General features: G+C 62.4%; 17 protein-coding genes. 10 read left to right on the forward strand and 7 right to left on the reverse strand.

Features of this window, described 5'->3' with window-relative positions:
• Nucleotide 1 precedes the first annotated feature (1 nt).
• Complete coding sequence (locus ATN00_RS14365; protein ID WP_062065911.1) at nucleotides 2-1180, reverse strand: glycosyltransferase family 4 protein; 1179 nt, start codon at nucleotides 1178-1180, stop codon at nucleotides 2-4.
• Between the two features lie 109 nt (nucleotides 1181-1289).
• Between ATN00_RS14365 and ATN00_RS14370 the strand changes: the two genes are divergently transcribed.
• Together ATN00_RS14370 and ATN00_RS14375 are read left to right on the forward strand one after the other, a co-directional pair.
• Nucleotides 1290-1508, forward strand: coding sequence for a hypervirulence associated TUDOR domain-containing protein (locus tag ATN00_RS14370; RefSeq protein WP_062065914.1), 219 nt, complete (start codon nucleotides 1290-1292; stop codon nucleotides 1506-1508).
• Between the two features lie 58 nt (nucleotides 1509-1566).
• Nucleotides 1567-2223, forward strand: a complete 657-nt coding sequence (locus tag ATN00_RS14375) for an MOSC domain-containing protein (protein WP_062065916.1) — start codon at nucleotides 1567-1569, stop codon at nucleotides 2221-2223.
• A 202-nt stretch (nucleotides 2224-2425) separates the two neighbouring features.
• On the opposite strand, the gene ATN00_RS23450 is transcribed toward ATN00_RS14375, so the two are convergent.
• The gene (locus ATN00_RS23450; RefSeq protein ID WP_156415288.1) at nucleotides 2426-2638 is read right to left on the reverse strand and encodes a hypothetical protein; all 213 of its coding nucleotides are present in this window, start codon (nucleotides 2636-2638) and stop codon (nucleotides 2426-2428) included.
• 425 nt (nucleotides 2639-3063) lie between these two features.
• Between ATN00_RS23450 and ATN00_RS14380 the strand changes: the two genes are divergently transcribed.
• On the forward strand, nucleotides 3064-3366 hold the full coding sequence (locus ATN00_RS14380) for a glycine zipper 2TM domain-containing protein (protein WP_062065919.1): 303 nt from the start codon (nucleotides 3064-3066) through the stop codon (nucleotides 3364-3366).
• 80 nt (nucleotides 3367-3446) lie between these two features.
• Here ATN00_RS14380 and ATN00_RS14385 read toward each other — a convergent pair whose 3' ends face one another.
• Both ATN00_RS14385 and ATN00_RS14390 read right to left on the reverse strand, forming a co-directional pair.
• Nucleotides 3447-3725, reverse strand: coding sequence for a hypothetical protein (locus ATN00_RS14385; protein WP_062068841.1), 279 nt, complete (start codon nucleotides 3723-3725; stop codon nucleotides 3447-3449).
• A 150-nt stretch (nucleotides 3726-3875) separates the two neighbouring features.
• Nucleotides 3876-4283: an EVE domain-containing protein gene (locus ATN00_RS14390; RefSeq protein ID WP_062065922.1), complete on the reverse strand. Its 408-nt coding sequence runs from the start codon at nucleotides 4281-4283 to the stop codon at nucleotides 3876-3878.
• A gap of 70 nt (nucleotides 4284-4353) precedes the next feature.
• On the opposite strand from ATN00_RS14390, the gene ATN00_RS14395 reads away from it, so the two are divergent.
• A complete protein-coding gene (locus ATN00_RS14395) occupies nucleotides 4354-5298 on the forward strand; it encodes an isopenicillin N synthase family dioxygenase (protein ID WP_062065925.1) in 945 nt (314 codons plus the stop codon).
• An 8-nt stretch (nucleotides 5299-5306) separates the two neighbouring features.
• Here ATN00_RS14395 and ATN00_RS14400 read toward each other — a convergent pair whose 3' ends face one another.
• The gene (locus tag ATN00_RS14400) at nucleotides 5307-5690 is read right to left on the reverse strand and encodes a dihydroneopterin aldolase (protein ID WP_062065928.1); all 384 of its coding nucleotides are present in this window, start codon (nucleotides 5688-5690) and stop codon (nucleotides 5307-5309) included.
• Nucleotides 5691-5829: 139 nt separating this feature from the next.
• Here ATN00_RS14400 and ATN00_RS14405 point away from each other — a divergent pair, with 139 nt between their 5' ends.
• From ATN00_RS14405 to ATN00_RS14420, 4 genes are read left to right on the forward strand one after another with little or no spacing between them, the layout of a single operon-like run.
• On the forward strand, nucleotides 5830-6339 hold the full coding sequence (locus ATN00_RS14405; RefSeq protein ID WP_373886198.1) for a GNAT family N-acetyltransferase: 510 nt from the start codon (nucleotides 5830-5832) through the stop codon (nucleotides 6337-6339).
• A gap of 43 nt (nucleotides 6340-6382) precedes the next feature.
• Entirely contained in the window at nucleotides 6383-6949 is a 567-nt protein-coding gene (locus tag ATN00_RS14410) for a DUF1285 domain-containing protein (RefSeq protein ID WP_062068845.1), read from the forward strand.
• Complete coding sequence (locus tag ATN00_RS14415) at nucleotides 6946-7557, forward strand: CoA pyrophosphatase (RefSeq protein WP_062065931.1); 612 nt, start codon at nucleotides 6946-6948, stop codon at nucleotides 7555-7557. Before ATN00_RS14410 ends, ATN00_RS14415 begins: the two co-directional genes overlap by 4 nt.
• A complete protein-coding gene (locus tag ATN00_RS14420) occupies nucleotides 7538-8749 on the forward strand; it encodes a CCA tRNA nucleotidyltransferase (protein ID WP_062065934.1) in 1212 nt (403 codons plus the stop codon). The genes ATN00_RS14415 and ATN00_RS14420 overlap by 20 nt, the downstream gene beginning before the upstream one ends.
• On the opposite strand, the gene ATN00_RS14425 is transcribed toward ATN00_RS14420, so the two are convergent.
• Nucleotides 8713-10458 (reverse strand): putative bifunctional diguanylate cyclase/phosphodiesterase, encoded by a 1746-nt coding sequence (locus ATN00_RS14425; RefSeq protein ID WP_062065937.1) that lies wholly within the window; start codon nucleotides 10456-10458, stop codon nucleotides 8713-8715. The two genes, ATN00_RS14420 and ATN00_RS14425, sit on opposite strands and share 37 nt — an antisense overlap.
• A 57-nt stretch (nucleotides 10459-10515) precedes the next feature.
• On the reverse strand, nucleotides 10516-12804 hold the full coding sequence (gene parC, locus ATN00_RS14430; RefSeq protein WP_062068847.1) for a DNA topoisomerase IV subunit A: 2289 nt from the start codon (nucleotides 12802-12804) through the stop codon (nucleotides 10516-10518).
• 140 nt (nucleotides 12805-12944) lie between these two features.
• Here parC and otsB point away from each other — a divergent pair, with 140 nt between their 5' ends.
• Both otsB and ATN00_RS14440 read left to right on the forward strand, forming a co-directional pair.
• Entirely contained in the window at nucleotides 12945-13700 is a 756-nt protein-coding gene (gene otsB, locus ATN00_RS14435) for a trehalose-phosphatase (protein ID WP_062068849.1), read from the forward strand.
• Between the two features lie 99 nt (nucleotides 13701-13799).
• Complete coding sequence (locus tag ATN00_RS14440) at nucleotides 13800-15578, forward strand: glycoside hydrolase family 15 protein (RefSeq protein WP_257720666.1); 1779 nt, start codon at nucleotides 13800-13802, stop codon at nucleotides 15576-15578.
• Nucleotides 15579-15588 lie beyond the last annotated feature (10 nt).

Here is a 15588-nt window from a genome sequence, read left to right on the forward strand (position 1 = left end):
TTCAGGGAACCGGGCTGGCCTTCATCATCGCACCTTGGGCGCGCTGGCGGATGACGCGCACATAGGTATCGACCAGCGCCTGATTGACCTGATCCCAGCCATAGCGTTCCGCCTCCGCCATGGCGGCCTGCCCCGCCTGTCCTCGCACCGCCGCATCGGAGCAATAGGTCTGCAGCGCATCGGCAAAAGCGCCAATCGCGCCGGGACGAATCAGCCGCCCGGTCACTCCGTCCGTCACCAGGCTCTCGCTGCCGGTCGCGCGGGCCGCCACGGTCGGCAGGCCACACGCCATCGCCTCCAGCGTCACATTGCCGAAGGTTTCCGTGACAGAAGGATTGAACAGCATGTCCATGCTCGCCACCGCGCGTCCCAGATCGGCGCCCTTCTGAAACCCCGTAAATACGGCGTCTGGCAACCGGTTCTGAAACCATTCGCGCGCTGGCCCTTCGCCGACCACCAACACCTTGTGACGCACCTGCCGCGCAACCAGCTGATCAATGCTGTCGGAAAAGACATCCAGCCCCTTTTCCATCACCAGCCGACCGATAAAGCCGATGACCGGTACATCGTCCCCGATCCCGACGGACCGCCGCCATTCGGTATCGCGGCGGCCTGGGTGGAAAATTTCGCGGTCGATGCCACGGGTCCAGATGCCCACATCATAGCTCATCCGCTGTTCGCGCAGCAGTTGCGCCATCGATTCGGACGGCGCCACGATGGCGTCGCAACGGCGATAGAAGCGCCGCAGCATCGATTCGATCACCGGCTCCAGAAAGGCCAGCCCATAATAGCGCGGATAGGTTTCGAAACGCGTATGGACGGACGCCACGGCGGGCAGCCCGTTGTTTCGCGCCCAGCTCACCGCGCGGTGCCCCAGGGGATCGGGGCTGGACACATGGACCAGATTGGGGGCGAAGGCCCGCAGATCGCGCCGCACCGCGCCAGACATGCGATAGGGAATCCGATATTCCGTGCGCCCCGGCACCGGAATGGAAGGCGCGCTCACCAGATCGCCGGTCGGTTCGAAGGCGGGTGGATCTATGGTCGGGGAATAGACGCGTACCGCCGCGCCCTGCCGCAGCAGATAGCCGACAAAACGATTGAGCGCCTGATTCGCGCCGTCTCGCACATAATTGTAATTGCCGCTGAAAAGCGCCACGCGCAGCCCGGTTGCATCCATCCCGGCCCCTTAACCCAGCCCGCGCCAAAACCCAAGGGAACCCGCGCCCGCTTTGGACATTTTGCTATCGCGGGGACCAACGCCCCGCAACAGGAACGGAGACCCCGCCATGCCCGATCGCCTTCACAAGGGAATGCGCGTCAGATGGAACTGGGGTCAGGGCGTGGGCCGCGGGCGGATCGCAGCCTGTTTCGACCATCAGGTCGAATACCGGATCGAAGGCATGCAGGTTCGCCGCAACGGTTCCCGGCAGAACCCCGCCTGCCTCGTCATCACGGATACGGGCAGCGAAGTGCTGAAGCTGTGGTCGGAACTCAGCGCCAGTTGATTGCCTCTTTCTCTCCACTGGCCCTCCCCGTCGGCTTTTTCCCGTGCCATGGGGAGACATGAACAATTCCGGCATGACGATCAGCGCGCTGCTGGTGGGATCGCCCCGCCCTTTCCGGGGAGACGATCACAGCGCGATCGCCAAGCAGCCCCTATCCGGGCCGGTCCATATCGGCTGGGAAGGACTGGATGGCGATAGCGTCGCCGACCGCGTGCATCATGGCGGTTTGGACAAGGCGATCCATCTTTATCCGCAGGATCATTACGACTGGTGGAAGGAACGCAAGCCCGGCCATCCGTTGCTCGACGCGCCCGGTGCGTTCGGGGAGAATATCGCGGCGCATGGAATGACGGAAGCCGACATCCGCCTTGGCGACCGATATAGTCTGGGCAGCGCGATCGTAGAAGTGAGCCATGGCCGTCAGCCCTGTTGGAAACTGGATCATCGCTTCGGCGCCCGCGACGTCATGACGACGATTGTCAAAACGGCGCGTTGCGGCATCTATCTCCGCGTCATTCGCCAGGGCAAGGCAGAGGCGGGCATGTCGATGGACCTGCTTGATCGCCCCCTGCCCGAATGGCCAGTCGAACGCGTGTTCCGCCTGCTGATCGGTGGAGGGCACAGGACGGATATTGAAGGCGTCCGCATGCTAGCCAATATGCCGGTGCTGGCCAGCACATGGAGAGAACGCGCCCGAAAACTGGCGGGCGATTGAGCGCAGGCCGCATGGCGGTGTCACAGTGAATATCCTCCACCACGCCTGACCTTAATTTGTTCGATAAGACCTCATATTTCCCCTGAGTTGAGGATGGCCATTAATAGTTACCCCAGGACGCCGCTCCACAAGCTCTGCGCGCCCAAAACAAAATGGGGGCCGGCATCGCTGCCGGTCCCCACTTCCGTCGGGGTGCATGATGTCATTTCCTGTCGGAAATGCGATCATCAACCTCGGCGTGACCGATGTTTTCGCTTTTTGAAGGCGTCCACATCGCTATTGGCGAGGGCTTTGGACTGACGTCCTGTTCCGTCACCGAACTTCCTGTATGGCCATGCCCGGCGTTCACTTTCGCGCGCACTTGGCATTTCTTTCCAGAAAGCCGCCCGCCTTCCACGCGATCCTTACGGATCATGTTTCAGAACGAACTACCAAAACAGTTCGCAAACTACTGATTTCTCAGGCCTTGCTGGTCGGGATTTCTCCTTTCCTTCCTGTCTCGGCAAAGCAATGCTCTCATGGCTGACGAGTCGAACAAAGCGAATTTTGACGATCATGGGGCCGCGCCATTCAAAAGCTGTGGATAGATGTGGATAAGTCGGTTTATACAAGTAATAACAGTTACTTGAATGACATATCCACACCGGATAAAGGCCGAATTCCGTGATCGGAAATAGCGATAAGTGTCGGAATGTTTTTTTCCGTTCATCGCAGCCGCTTTCCCATTCGTCGGAAAATTATCCGCAGGGATAACAGCGCCTTCCACCGTTGCCGCACGTTCATGCAACCTTGCTATGAGTTACCGGGTTGAACCGACAAACGCTATCGGAGGAGATAATAATGCGTAAAGCCATTCTAGCCCTGGCCGCAGTGTCGCTGGCCGTGCCCGTTTCCATGGCTTTTCCGACGGACGGCGCGCAGGCTCGCAAGCATCACCGTTACAAGGAATGGCGTGGTCGCGACGGCCGCACCTATTGCCGCAAGTCCAACGGCACCACCGGCCTGATCGTCGGCGGTGTAGGCGGTGCACTGGTGGGACGGGCCATCGACACCGATGGTGACCGGGCGACCGGCACGATCCTGGGTGCCGCGGGCGGCGCGCTGCTCGGCAAGGAAATCGACAGCAAGCGTCGCTGCCGCTGACAGCCAATCGCACATAGGCATAAGGAAAAGGGCGGCTCCCCATCGGGAACCGCCCCTTTTTTTATATTGCCAGCGGGGGCTTATTGCGAAGTCGCGCCTTTCGCATCGGCCACCTTGAAGGCCACGGATTGTCCCCCGGTTACGCCTGAAACGCGGCCGTTCCTGACCGACAGGTTAAAGGCTACGGCATCCGGAAAACGGCGGCCGTTGATGACCTGGCCCGTCTTGGTGTCCTTCACTTCATATACATAGGTATAGCCTTCATGCGTAAAACGCTGTTTGGGCGCATCTTCGGCATGGGCGACTGTGGACGTGGCAAGAACGCCAAGAACGGCGGCAACAGCAGATTTGGACAGCATTCGCATAGGTTATCTCCTTGTGAATGCCGATCAAACACCTCTATCAATTTCTTGTTTTTTCAAGGATTAATGTCGCCGACGCGCACCCCCGCTGCAATCGCAAATCATGCCGGAACGATTGCGCGCCACGCAATCATATCGGTTGGCAGATCAAGCCTTTGACATGGCAAGGATATGCTGGAACTCCGCCTTGCTGAGCGGGGACACCGACAGGCGCGATTGACGCAACATCACCATGTCGGACAGCGCCGAATCGGTTTTCATGGCCTTGAGCGTCACCGGCTTGGCCAGCTTTTCCTTGGGGGCCACATGGACGGCGACCCATTTCCCCGTCTCGTCCGTGCTGTCGGGCGCGGCCTCCTCCACAATCTCCATCACCCCGACGGCTTCGACGCCGATATTGCTGTGATAGAAGAAGGCCAGATCCCCCTTCTTCATCGCCATCATGTGCAGCTTTGCCGCATGGTTACGCACGCCGTCCCATTCCGCTTTCCCTTTTTCGACCAGGTCATCGTAGGAAAAGACATCGGGTTCGGATTTCATCAGCCAATAATTCATGCTCCCTCCTTGCATGAGCGGCAAAGGACGATCAAGGACCGGATGACATTCGGGCAAGCGAGGTGATGGCGTGACTCAATCCGTGCTGGATCAAATGCCTTTGCTCTCGATGACGGCCATGGACAAACCCGCCTTTGCCATGGCTTTTGGCGCGTCCTTCCAGCAGTTCGGCTTTGCGATGATAGGCGATCATGGCATGGACCCGGCGCTGATCGAGAGGGGTTGGATGCTGACCCGCCAGTTCTTCGCGATGCCGGATGCGGCAAAGTCCCGTTACGATGCGCGCGCCAATGGCGGGCAGCGCGGCTATACCGCGTTCGGGCGGGAAATCGCCAAGGATGCGCGCGAAAACGACCTTAAGGAATTCTGGCATGTCGGGCGCGACCTGCCGGCGGGCGACCCGCTCGGACGAACCATGCCGCCCAACATCTGGCCTGACGAACTGCCCGGTTTCCGCCCCATATTCACGCAGCTTTTCGCGGAGTTCGACCGTGTGGGCGCCGAACTGCTATCGGCCATCGCCCTGTATCTGGGATTGGAGGCAGGCTGGTTCGACGGCGCCATCCGAAACGGCAATTCGATCCTGCGCTTGCTCCATTATCCCCCCGTTTCCCCGCAAGCCCCCGGCATTCGCGCGGGCGCGCATGAGGACATCAACCTCATCACCCTGTTGCTCGGCGCGGAAGAAGGCGGGCTGGAGTTGAAGGATCGCGACGGGAACTGGCTGCCTGTGGTGCCGCCACCCGGCGCGCTGGTCATCAATGTGGGCGATATGCTGCAAAGGCTGACCAATCACGTCCTGCCTTCGACCAGCCACCGCGTGGTCAATCCACCGCCGGATCGGCGCGGTTATCCGCGCTATTCCATGCCTTTCTTCCTGCACCTGCGGCCTGATTTCATCATCGACGCGCTGCCACAATGCGTCAGCGAGAACAATCCTCGCCGCGATCCGCCGATCAGCGCAAATGCTTATCTGACGGAACGGCTGATGGAGATCGGCTTGATAGAGAAATAGGCTCTCGCCTATTTGCGACCGCGGCCTAGCGTGATGCCGATTTCCTCGCCCCGCTCGCTCAGCGCCAGCTTCACGATCTTCACCTGGACATGGCTGACCCTGTCGTCCTGAAGGAAGATGGTGTCGACGATATGGTCCGCCACCGCTTCGATCAGCGTGAAATGCTGGCCTTCGGGCAGAGCCGCGGTTGCCGCATGTTTAAGGTCCATATAGTTTTTCGACCGGCTCAGCGGCGTATCCGGCTCATAATGGTCCGCGATCTTGAGCTGGGCACGGATGGAAATCCGCAACGGCTGAGGCAGGTGCGTCTCTTCCGAATAGATGCCGGTCAGCACGTCGACGTGCAGATTATTGACCTCCAGCGTCAGAAAATCGTCAAATGGGGTATCCATAGCTCGCCATATCGGGCCGCACCGGACCTGCCGGCACGAACCAGTTTACACTTTCAATTTACGCGGCAGGCGCTAAAGCCCGCCGCTTCCCGGCGCGGTCCATGCGCCATTGACGGCGGATCGGCAAGACGTGTCATCACTGGTGCCCCTGAATCTTGTGCCCGAACACGCGATCGAGCGCTTGCTGGACGCGGCGTTCGGCACTGACCGGCACGGACGCACCGCCTATTTGATCCGGGACGGGATGCCATGGCTCCCGGCCTTGTCTTTCGGCATGGTGGATGAAGAAGGCACGCTGATCGGATCGCTGCAAAGCTGGCCGGTGGCCCTCACCCATGGAGACGGCACGCAAACGCCGCTCATCATGGTGGGGCCGGTGGCGGTCGCCCCTTCCATCCAGCGCACCGGTCATGGCCAGACGATGATGGACGCGGCGGTGGCCGCTGCCCGCGCCCATGCGACCGAACCGCTGATGATGATCGGCGACCCGGAATATTATGGCCGCTTCTGGGGTTTTTCCGCGGAATGCACCGGGGAATGGGACGCACCTGGCCCGTTCGAGCCACGGCGGTTGCTCGCATTGTCCGTCGATGGACGAACGATTGGCGGCAAGGGGATGCTCAGCCCTCGAATTGCGGTGGCGGGCTGATTTCCCTTTTGCCTTCGGGCGCGGCTCACCCTATCTCGGCCCCATGCCGATGGAACCGCCGCCCGATCTTGCCAGCCTGTCACTGACCGAAATCGCCCGGCTGCTGGCCGCAAAGCGCCTGCCGCCGGTCGAGCAATGGAATCCGGGCCATTGCGGCGACAGCGACATGCGGATCGCGCGCGACGGCACCTGGTTTCATCAGGGATCGCCTATCGGCCGCGAAGCCATGGTGCGTCTTTTCTCCACCATCCTGCGCCGTGAGCCGGACGGCTCCTATGTCCTGGTGACGCCGGTGGAAAAGCTTTCCATCGAAGTGGAGGATGCGCCCTTCGTCGCGATGGAACTGAAAAGCGAAGGCGAAGGGCAGGACCGCGCCCTCGCCTTCCGCCTCAACACCGGGGATCTGGTGACGGCCGGGCCGGACAATGCCCTGACCGTGCGGAATGGCGACAATGGCCCTCATCCCTATCTCCATGTTCGTGGCGGCATGGAGGCGCTGGTCGCGCGCAGCGTCTATTATGAACTGGCGAACATGGCCCTCGATGAAGGCGGCGAGCAGATCGGCCTGTGGAGCAACGGCACATTCTTCCCGCTGGAGGATGCGGCATGACATTGTCCGAACGCCTGCGCGCAGCCCTGATCGAAGGGCATAGGGAAGGAAACGCCCTACTGCCCGCCGATACGCACGACCCACGCATCGACAGCGACATCGTGCTGGCCCCCGCCGCCGTGCTGGTGGCGATCACCGAGCGCCCGGAACCGGGCCTCATCCTGACGCAACGATCATCTTCGCTCCGCAAGCATCCGGGGCAGGTCGCTTTTCCCGGCGGTCGGGTGGACGAAAGCGATCCGGACGAAATCGCCGGCGCCCTGCGGGAAGCCCGGGAGGAAATCGGCCTGCCGCCTGACCGGGTCCAGATCATCGGCATTTCCGACCGTTATCACACCTTCACCGGCTTCGACATCGTGCCGGTGCTGGGCGTCATTCCCCCCGACCTGCCGCTCGTCCCGCAACAAAGCGAGGTGGACGACTGGTTCGAACTTCCGCTCGCCTTCGCCCTCGACCCGACAAATCGCGTTCATAAATCCATGATTTTTGAAGGTGTTGAACGGCATTATTATGAAATATTCTGGCAAGATCGCCGCATCTGGGGCGTCACGGCCGCGATCCTTGCCAATCTTTCGCGCAGGTTGGGTTATGACCGCATCGCTGCCTGACGCGCCATGGCGTCATCGACAGGGCCTCCACGGCCTGCTTGCCGCGCTCGAAGCGGATCGGGGTCACGCCCGCTTCGTCGGCGGGGCAGTGCGCGACAGCCTGCTCGGCCTGCCGGTGAACGATCTGGACATTGCGACGACGCTTTCCCCGCAGGAGGTCATGGACCGGCTGAAAGCGGCGGGGATCAAAGGCGTGCCGACCGGCATCGACCATGGCACCGTCACGGCGGTAACGGCAGGCGGCCCGGTCGAGATCACGACATTGCGCCATGACGTCAGCACGGACGGCCGCCGCGCCACCATCGCCTATACCGACGACTGGCGCGAGGATGCAGCCCGGCGCGACTTCACGATCAACGCTCTTTACGCTGATCCGCTGACCGGCGAGATCAGCGACTTTTTCGGCGGTGTCTCCGATCTGGAGGCGCGGCGGGTGCGCTTCATCGGCGATGCCTCCGCGCGCATCGCGGAAGACCATCTCCGTATCCTGCGCTATTTTCGTTTTCTGGCCCGCTTCGGTCAGGAAACGCCCGATGCGGAGGCCTATGCCGCATGCAAGGCGGCTGCCAACAGCCTGATGGCCCTGTCGCGCGAACGCATAGCCGATGAGTTATTGAAGCTGCTGGCGGTGGATGCGCCCATCCATGCCCTGCGCCTGATGGTGGAGGGCGGCATATTGCATCCTGTCCTGCCGGAAATCGACGTGGCGGGGGTGGAACGGCTCGCAACCCTCATTGAACGGGAAGCGGCTTCGGCAATCGATCCCGCATCGTTGCGCCGACTGGCCGCATTGCTGCCCGCCAATGCCTCAACGGCCAATGCCGTGGGCGCGCGGCTCAAGCTCTCCAACAAGGCGCGCAAGCGGCTCGTCACCGCGCTGGAGGCCATGCCGGGCGACCTGCCCCCACGCACACTTGCCTGGCGCATCGGGGTGGAAGGCGCGACGGATCGCATCCTCCTCGATTGTTCCGCGCCATTGTCCGGCCTTTCCACGCTCGACGCATGGACGCCGCCCCGCTTGCCCATCGGCGGCGGCGCATTGATCGCGCGTGGCCTCACGCCGGGGCCGGACGTGGCGAAAGCTTTGGGTGAAGTGCAGGAAATCTGGGTGGCGGAAGGCTTTCCCGACGCCGCCCGCGTCGCGGAGATCGCGGATCAGACCGTTTCGAAGTTCCAGCGCGCGCGCCAATAATCGAAAGCATCGGCCTCGTTCATCGGCCTGGCGAAATAATAGCCCTGCCCCTGCCAGCATCCCATGCGTTGCAGTTCCAGCGCCAGTTCCTGCGTTTCGATCCCCTCGGCCGTCACATGCAGGCCCAGCGATTCGGCCAGCGACAGGATTGTCCGCACGATTACCGCCTTGTCGCGATCCTCCAGCATCGAAAAGACGAAGCTGCGGTCGATCTTCAATATGTCGATCGGCAGGCTGTGCAGGCTTGCCAGGTTGGAATAGCCGGTGCCGAAATCGTCCATGGCGATCGGCATTTGCAAATCCTTGAGCGCAAACAGGAGCTTGCGAGCCTTGTCCGGGTCCGCCACGATTGCGCTCTCGGTGATTTCGGCGGTCAGCCGCTTGCCCTCCACCCCCGAATAGCGCAGCGCCTCCTCGAACATGGATGCCACGTCATCGCGCGCCATATGGATCGGCGAGAGGTTCACGTTCACGCCGACCGGCAAGGGTCCGCCGAATTTGGCGTCCCAGCGGCTCAGCGTCTGGGTTGCCTCGTAGGTCGCCCAGCGCCCCAGCGGCGCGATCAGCCCGCTTTCTTCGGCCACCGCGATGAACTCGACCGGCGAAACATGGCCCAGTTCCGGGTCATGCCAGCGCGCCAGGGCCTCAAAGCCGGTGATCTCTCCCGTTTGCAAATGAATGAGCGGCTGGAACGCCAGCGTGAGCCCGCCCTGCGCCAGCGCATCGCGCAACTTGCTTTCCAGCGTGAAGCGCCGCTGCGCTTCCTTGAGCACGCCATTGCGGTAGATTTCGACCTTGCCGCTTCGCTTGGCGATCTTGACCGCAGCCTGAGCCTTGCGGATGACATCGTCGGGGTCTTCGTCCAGCCCTGCGGAAATGGCGCAGCCGATCGCGCAATCCACCCGTATCTGCAACCCGCTGAGGCGGATGGGGGCGCTGAGTGCGTCGTTTATCCGTTGAACGATCTGAAGAGCATCAGACAATCCATTGTTAAGTCGGGCAAAGATTGCAAAGTCATTGCCGCCGATCCGTGCCAGCACATCGCCCTGTCGCAGGCAGGATTTGAACCGCTTGGCGACCGTGATGAGCAATTCGTCGCCTGCCATCGGGCCCAGCGATTCATTGACGCGGCTGAACCGGGCAAGGTCGATCGCGATGATCCCGAACTGCGCGTTTTCAGGCCAGGTCGAATGACAGATGCGATCGTCGATTTCCTCGCCGAATCCCGCGCGGTTCGGCAGCGCCGTCAATCCGTCGGACAACAGTTCGCGGCGCAGGCTTTTCTCGACGCTGCGTTCGCGCGTGCAATCCACCGCCGTAAAGAGATATTGCGGCGCGCCATCGCTCGCGCATGGCAGGTTCCCGATCATGCACAGGAAATATTCCGGACCCAATGATCCGTCCCGGCGCAACTCGAAACTCTCGACATCGCGTTTCGATGTTATGAAGCGCATGACCTTTTTGGCCCATTCGCCGGACACTTTCTTGCCCTGGCTGTCTTGTGGCGTTGCGAGGGGAAATGCCTCGGCAAAGGTCTTGTTCGTGCGAACGACGGTCAATTCGCCGTCCACATGAGTCAAAATGGCGGCATGGTGGGCAAGGGCGGCCAGCCATTGCCCCGTGTCGATGATCTGTTCAGCTTGCGACGCATCACGCGCACGCACAGGTGCGTTTCCGGACTTGTCTGAAAGGCCGCTTCGAACCGACATGATTTGCGGCGTAAGACGAAACGGTAAATTTTCTGGAAACGCGTTTAGCTTTTCAGGTCAAAATCGATTGTCACGGGGAAAGCCGGTGGGCGGCATCCGCCCGGCGGCGCCTCTGGCTACGCGCCATGGCGTCATGTCCGCTTCGGTGCGGGTGCGCCCGGTATCGCCGCCCATGGCCCAGCTGAGGCCATCGGTGAAGCGGAATGCAATGGCGTCGGAAAGCCCTCCATCGCGATAGCGTTGCATCTGCACGCCCTGTCCACGCGCCATGCGCGGCATTTCGGTCAGCGAATAGACCAGCAGTTTGCGATTTTCGCCGATCACCGCCACGCTGTCCGCTTCCGGCGAAATCGGATGGACGACCGCCAGCTTCGCTTCGGCGCGAACGTTCACCACCTGCTTGCCCTTGCGCGTTTCCGCGATCACGTCGCCCATCGCCGCGACGAAGCCGCGCCCGTCCGACGCGGCCAGCAGCAATTCGCCGCCCGTCCGCGCAGGCAACAGGGCGACGATGCCGCCTTCATTGTCCATGTCGACCATCATCCGCACCGGATCGCCGAAACCGCGCCCGCCCGGCAGCTTGTCCGCGCCCAGCGTGTAGATGCGCCCCGTCTCCGTCGCCAACAGCAGCTTATCGGTCGTGTGGGCGTGAAAGGCGATCATCGGACCGTCGCCTTCCTTGAACTTCAGCGTATCGGCCGAAGCCAGGTCGCGATGCCCGCTCATCGCCCTGATCCAGCCGCGTTCGGACAGGATGACCGTGATCGGCTCGCGTTCGATCATCGCCTCTAGCGGGATTTCGCGCGCCGGGGCGGCTTCCTCGACCAGACTGCGCCGCCTGCCGATCTCGCTGTCGGGCGAATAGCGTTTCCGCAGATCCGCCAGATCCTTTTTCAGGCGCGTGCGCTGCCGCGCCGGACTTTCGACCAGCTTCGTCAGCTCCTCGCGCTCTTTCAGCAATTCGCCATGCTCGCGCCGCAGTTCCATCTCCTCCAGCTTCCGCAGGGAGCGCAGCCGCATGTTGAGGATCGCTTCCGCCTGCCGGTCGGTAAGCTGGAACTCCTCCATCATCACCGCTTTGGGCTCATCCTCGGTGCGGATGATCTCGATCACCCGGTCGAGGTTGAGATAGGCGATGATATAGCCATCGACCAGTTCCAGCCGCGCCGCGATCTTGTCCAGCCGGTGCTGCGCGCGCTTCACCAGCACGTCGATCTGGTGCCGCAGCCATTCGACCATCACCTCGCGCAGGCCCATGACGCGCGGGGTTCGGCTGGCGTCCAGCACATTAAGGTTCAGGCTGAAACGGTTCTCAAGGTCGGTCAGCCGGAACAGGCTGTCCATCAGCACATCGGGATCGACCGTGCGGGCGCGCGGTTCGATGACGATGCGGATTTCCGTGTCGCTCTCGTCCCGCACATCGGCCAGGATCGGCAGCTTCCTGTCATTGATGAGCGCCGCGATCTGCTCGATCAGCTTGGATTTCTGCACCTGGAAAGGGATTTGCGTGACGATGGCGATCCATGTGCCGCGCCCGCCCTCTTCCTTGTGCCAGCGCGCCCTTGTGCGGAACGCACCGCGCCCCGTCGCATAGGCCTCTGATATGATGGAGGGGTTGTCCACCAGCACGCCGCCGGTCGGGAAGTCCGGTCCCTTCACGATCTCCATCAGGGCGGCATGATCGGCCTCCGGATTGTCGATCAGCAGCGTGGCGGCGTCGATCAGTTCCGCGACATTATGCGGGGGGATGCTGGTCGCCATGCCGACCGCGATGCCGCTCGCGCCATTGGCGAGCAGGTTGGGGAACAGGCCGGGAAAGACCTCGGGCTCCTCATCCTCGCCATTATAGGTTGGGCGGAACTCGACCGTGCCTTCGTCCAGGCCCGCCATCAGATCGGCGGCCGCCTGTGTCAGCCGCGCCTCGGTATAGCGCATCGCCGCGGCATTATCGCCATCGATATTGCCGAAATTCCCCTGCCCGTCGACCAGCGGCGTGCGGAGCGAAAAGTCCTGCGCCAGACGCACCATCGCATCATAGACCGACGCGTCGCCATGCGGGTGATATTTGCCGATGACGTCGCCCACGACGCGGGCGCATTTCTTGTATCCGGTCGTGTTGCGCGCCGGATTGGCCATCAGCACCTCGGGCGAAGCGCCCCCCGGCTCCATCTTGAGCAGCCGCATCGCCCAGAGCAGCCGCCGATGCACCGGCTTCAACCCGTCGCGCAGGTCCGGCAGCGACCGCGCGGTGATCGTGGAAAGGGCATAGACCAGATAGCGCTGCGACAGCGCATCGTCGAAAGGATGGTCCTTGATGGCGTCGAACGGATCGCGAAAGTCAGTCATTATGAAGCCGAATAGCAAGCCGGGAAGCGATGGGGAACGCTTTTCCGCATGACGCCCGACATGCCCGTCCCGACGCATGAATTGTGCAGTTGCAGCAAATGAGGGGTTGCGAAATCCGGCCAATGCGTCACGTTCAGGGGGTGCCTCATTCCGCTCTTTCCGCCCATCCGCTTCCTTCGCCTCCATCCGCTCTGCTGGATGGCGCGTCCCTCTTTCTCGATTTCGACGGGACACTGGCGCCGATCGCGGATACGCCCGATGGCGTGGTGGTCGATAAGGATCTGCTCCACCTGCTCGGCCAGCTGCGCGACAGGCTCGACGGCCGCCTTGCCATCGTGAGCGGCCGATCGGTCGCCACCTTGCGCGAGCTTGGCTTTTCCGCATTCCTGCTCGCAGGAACGCACGGCCTGGAGTTCGCGCAGCCTGACGCTCCGGTGGATGCCCCGCCCCGCCCCGCCGCCGTCGATGCGGCGGAAGCAGCCTTTCACGCCTTTGCCGACGACAAGCCCGGCCTGCTGGTCGAACGCAAGTCGATCAGCGTCGGGCTCCATTTCCGGGGCGCGCCGCAATGGGGGCGGCAAGCGGGCGATCTGGCGACCGTTCTGGCGGAACGGCACGGGCTTCAGCTTCAGCCCGGCAAAATGCTGTTCGAACTGCGCCCCGGCGGCGCGGACAAGGGCAGCGCCGTCCATGTCCTCATGTCCCGCACCCCGATGCAGGGCGGCAAGCCCCTCTTCATCGGCGACGATGTGACCGATGAGGAAGGCTTCGCCGCCGCCGTCGCGCTGGGCGGCCATGGCATATTGGTGGGAACGCCGCGCGAAACGCAGGCGGGCTTTTCCCTGGAACAGGTAGCGGCCGTCAGGCATTATCTGGCCCAAGGGGTGTCGGCCTGAACCGACCACCCCTTTTTCGTGCAGGAAACAGGATAAGGGGGCAGACCGATCGTCGAGCATAACGACACTCTTCTGGGCGGAAACGGGCGGACGCTCGACCTGTGGCCTATCGGAAATTGTCAGGCATCCGCCCTGATCGATCGGGCTGGCCGCATGGTCTGGGCCTGCGTTCCGCGCGTGGACGGCGATCCCGTCTTTTCCGCCCTGCTGGACGACAAGCCATGGGATAGCCCGGAAGCGCGCGGCTTCTGGGCTATCGAGCTGGAAGGCTGCATCCAGGTCGAACAGCGTTATGTCCGCAACACCCCGATATTGGTGACGCGGCAAAGCGACGCGCAGGGCAATGCCGTCGAAACCTATGATTTCTGCCCGCGCTACCGGCATCAGGGGCGCATGTATCGGCCCGTCGCCTTCGCCCGCGTGGTGCGGCCTGTGGCCGGATCGCCCCGTATTCGCGTGCGCCTGCGCCCGACGACAAGCTGGCATTCGGAAGCCGTGCCGATCAGCTATGGCTCGAACCATATCCGCGTCGTGCTGTCCTATATGGCGATGCGTATATCGACCAACGCGCCCATCGGCCTCATCAGCCAGGAAAGCTGGTTCCGGCTCGAACATGACATGCATTTCTTCATGGGACCGGATGAAAGCTTTTCCGATGCCCTGCGTCCCGCCCTTGAACGGATGCTCGACGATACGGTGCATGAATGGCAGGTCTGGGTGCGCGGCCTCGCGATTCCCGCCGAATGGCAGGAAGCCGTCATCCGTTCCGCCATCACATTGAAACTCTGCCAGCATGAAGAAACCGGCGCGATCGTGGCGGCGCTGACCACCAGCATCCCCGAACATGCCGATTCCGGCCGCAACTGGGATTATCGCTACTGCTGGATCAGGGACGCCTATTATACGGTTGAGGCGCTCAATCGGCTGGGCGCGCTCGACGTGTTGGAAAGCTATCTCGTCTATCTCCGCAACATCGTGGACAATGCGCGCGGCGGGCATATTCAACCGCTCTACGACGTGCGCGGCAACGCCACGCTGACGGAATGGGAGGCCGCCAATCTGCCCGGCTATCGGGGCATGGGTCCGGTCCGCGTCGGCAACGCCGCCTATGCACAGATCCAGCATGATGCCTATGGCCAGATCGTGTTGTCATCGGTCCAGGGGTTCATCGACCAGCGCCTGCTTCGCATGGCGGGTCATTCCGATTTCGAATCGCTGGAGGCGGTGGGCGAACGCGCCTGGCAGGTTTATGATCAGCCTGACGCGGGTTTGTGGGAGTTACGCACCCGCAGCCATGTCCATAGTTACAGCGCGGTCATGTGCTGGGCGGCCTGCGACCGGCTGGCCCATGCCGCCGACGCGCTCGGCCTGCCGCTGCGCGCCGTGCATTGGCGAACCCGGGCCGAAGCCATGAAGGAGCGTATCCTCGAAGCGGCATGGCGCCCGGAAAGCAAGGCCATCTCCGCCAATTTCGAAGATGACGCGCGCGACGCATCGCTGCTCCAGCTTCTCGACCTGCGTTTCCTGAAAGCGGACGATCCCCATTTCCTCGGCACGCTCGCCGCGCTGGAAGCGGACCTGCGGCGCGGCAACAACATGTTGCGCTACAGCGCGCCCGACGATTTCGGGGAGCCCGTCACCGCCTTCAACGTCTGCACCTTCTGGCTGATCGAGGCGCTGCACCACGCCGGCCGTGTCGAGGAAGCCCGCGAGCTGTTTGAAGAAATGCTGTCCCGCCGCACCGCCGCCGGGCTGCTGTCCGAAGATATCGACCCCGCGACCGGGGAATTGTGGGGCAATTATCCCCAAACATACTCATTGGTCGGCATCATCAACTGCGCCGTGCTGCTGAGCAAACCATGGAGTGTGATGCGATGAGACGCCTGCA

This window comes from Sphingobium baderi (genome assembly GCF_001456115.1).
Taxonomy (GTDB): domain Bacteria; phylum Pseudomonadota; class Alphaproteobacteria; order Sphingomonadales; family Sphingomonadaceae; genus Sphingobium; species Sphingobium baderi_A.

What these genes read in the sequence shown, in the direction of transcription:
- ATN00_RS14365 (WP_062065911.1), bottom strand. Translation starts at nt 1,180, where the DNA reads ATGGATGCAACCGGGCTGCGCGTGGCGCTTTTCAGCGGCAATTACAAT.
- ATN00_RS14370 (WP_062065914.1), top strand. Translation starts at nt 1,290, where the DNA reads ATGCCCGATCGCCTTCACAAGGGAATGCGCGTCAGATGGAACTGGGGT.
- ATN00_RS14375 (WP_062065916.1), top strand. Translation starts at nt 1,567, where the DNA reads ATGAACAATTCCGGCATGACGATCAGCGCGCTGCTGGTGGGATCGCCC.
- ATN00_RS23450 (WP_156415288.1), bottom strand. Translation starts at nt 2,638, where the DNA reads ATGATCCGTAAGGATCGCGTGGAAGGCGGGCGGCTTTCTGGAAAGAAA.
- ATN00_RS14380 (WP_062065919.1), top strand. Translation starts at nt 3,064, where the DNA reads ATGCGTAAAGCCATTCTAGCCCTGGCCGCAGTGTCGCTGGCCGTGCCC.
- ATN00_RS14385 (WP_062068841.1), bottom strand. Translation starts at nt 3,725, where the DNA reads ATGCTGTCCAAATCTGCTGTTGCCGCCGTTCTTGGCGTTCTTGCCACG.
- ATN00_RS14390 (WP_062065922.1), bottom strand. Translation starts at nt 4,283, where the DNA reads ATGAATTATTGGCTGATGAAATCCGAACCCGATGTCTTTTCCTACGAT.
- ATN00_RS14400 (WP_062065928.1), bottom strand. Translation starts at nt 5,690, where the DNA reads ATGGATACCCCATTTGACGATTTTCTGACGCTGGAGGTCAATAATCTG.
- ATN00_RS14410 (WP_062068845.1), top strand. Translation starts at nt 6,383, where the DNA reads ATGCCGATGGAACCGCCGCCCGATCTTGCCAGCCTGTCACTGACCGAA.
- ATN00_RS14415 (WP_062065931.1), top strand. Translation starts at nt 6,946, where the DNA reads ATGACATTGTCCGAACGCCTGCGCGCAGCCCTGATCGAAGGGCATAGG.
- ATN00_RS14420 (WP_062065934.1), top strand. Translation starts at nt 7,538, where the DNA reads ATGACCGCATCGCTGCCTGACGCGCCATGGCGTCATCGACAGGGCCTC.
- ATN00_RS14425 (WP_062065937.1), bottom strand. Translation starts at nt 10,458, where the DNA reads ATGTCGGTTCGAAGCGGCCTTTCAGACAAGTCCGGAAACGCACCTGTG.
- parC (WP_062068847.1), bottom strand. Translation starts at nt 12,804, where the DNA reads ATGACTGACTTTCGCGATCCGTTCGACGCCATCAAGGACCATCCTTTC.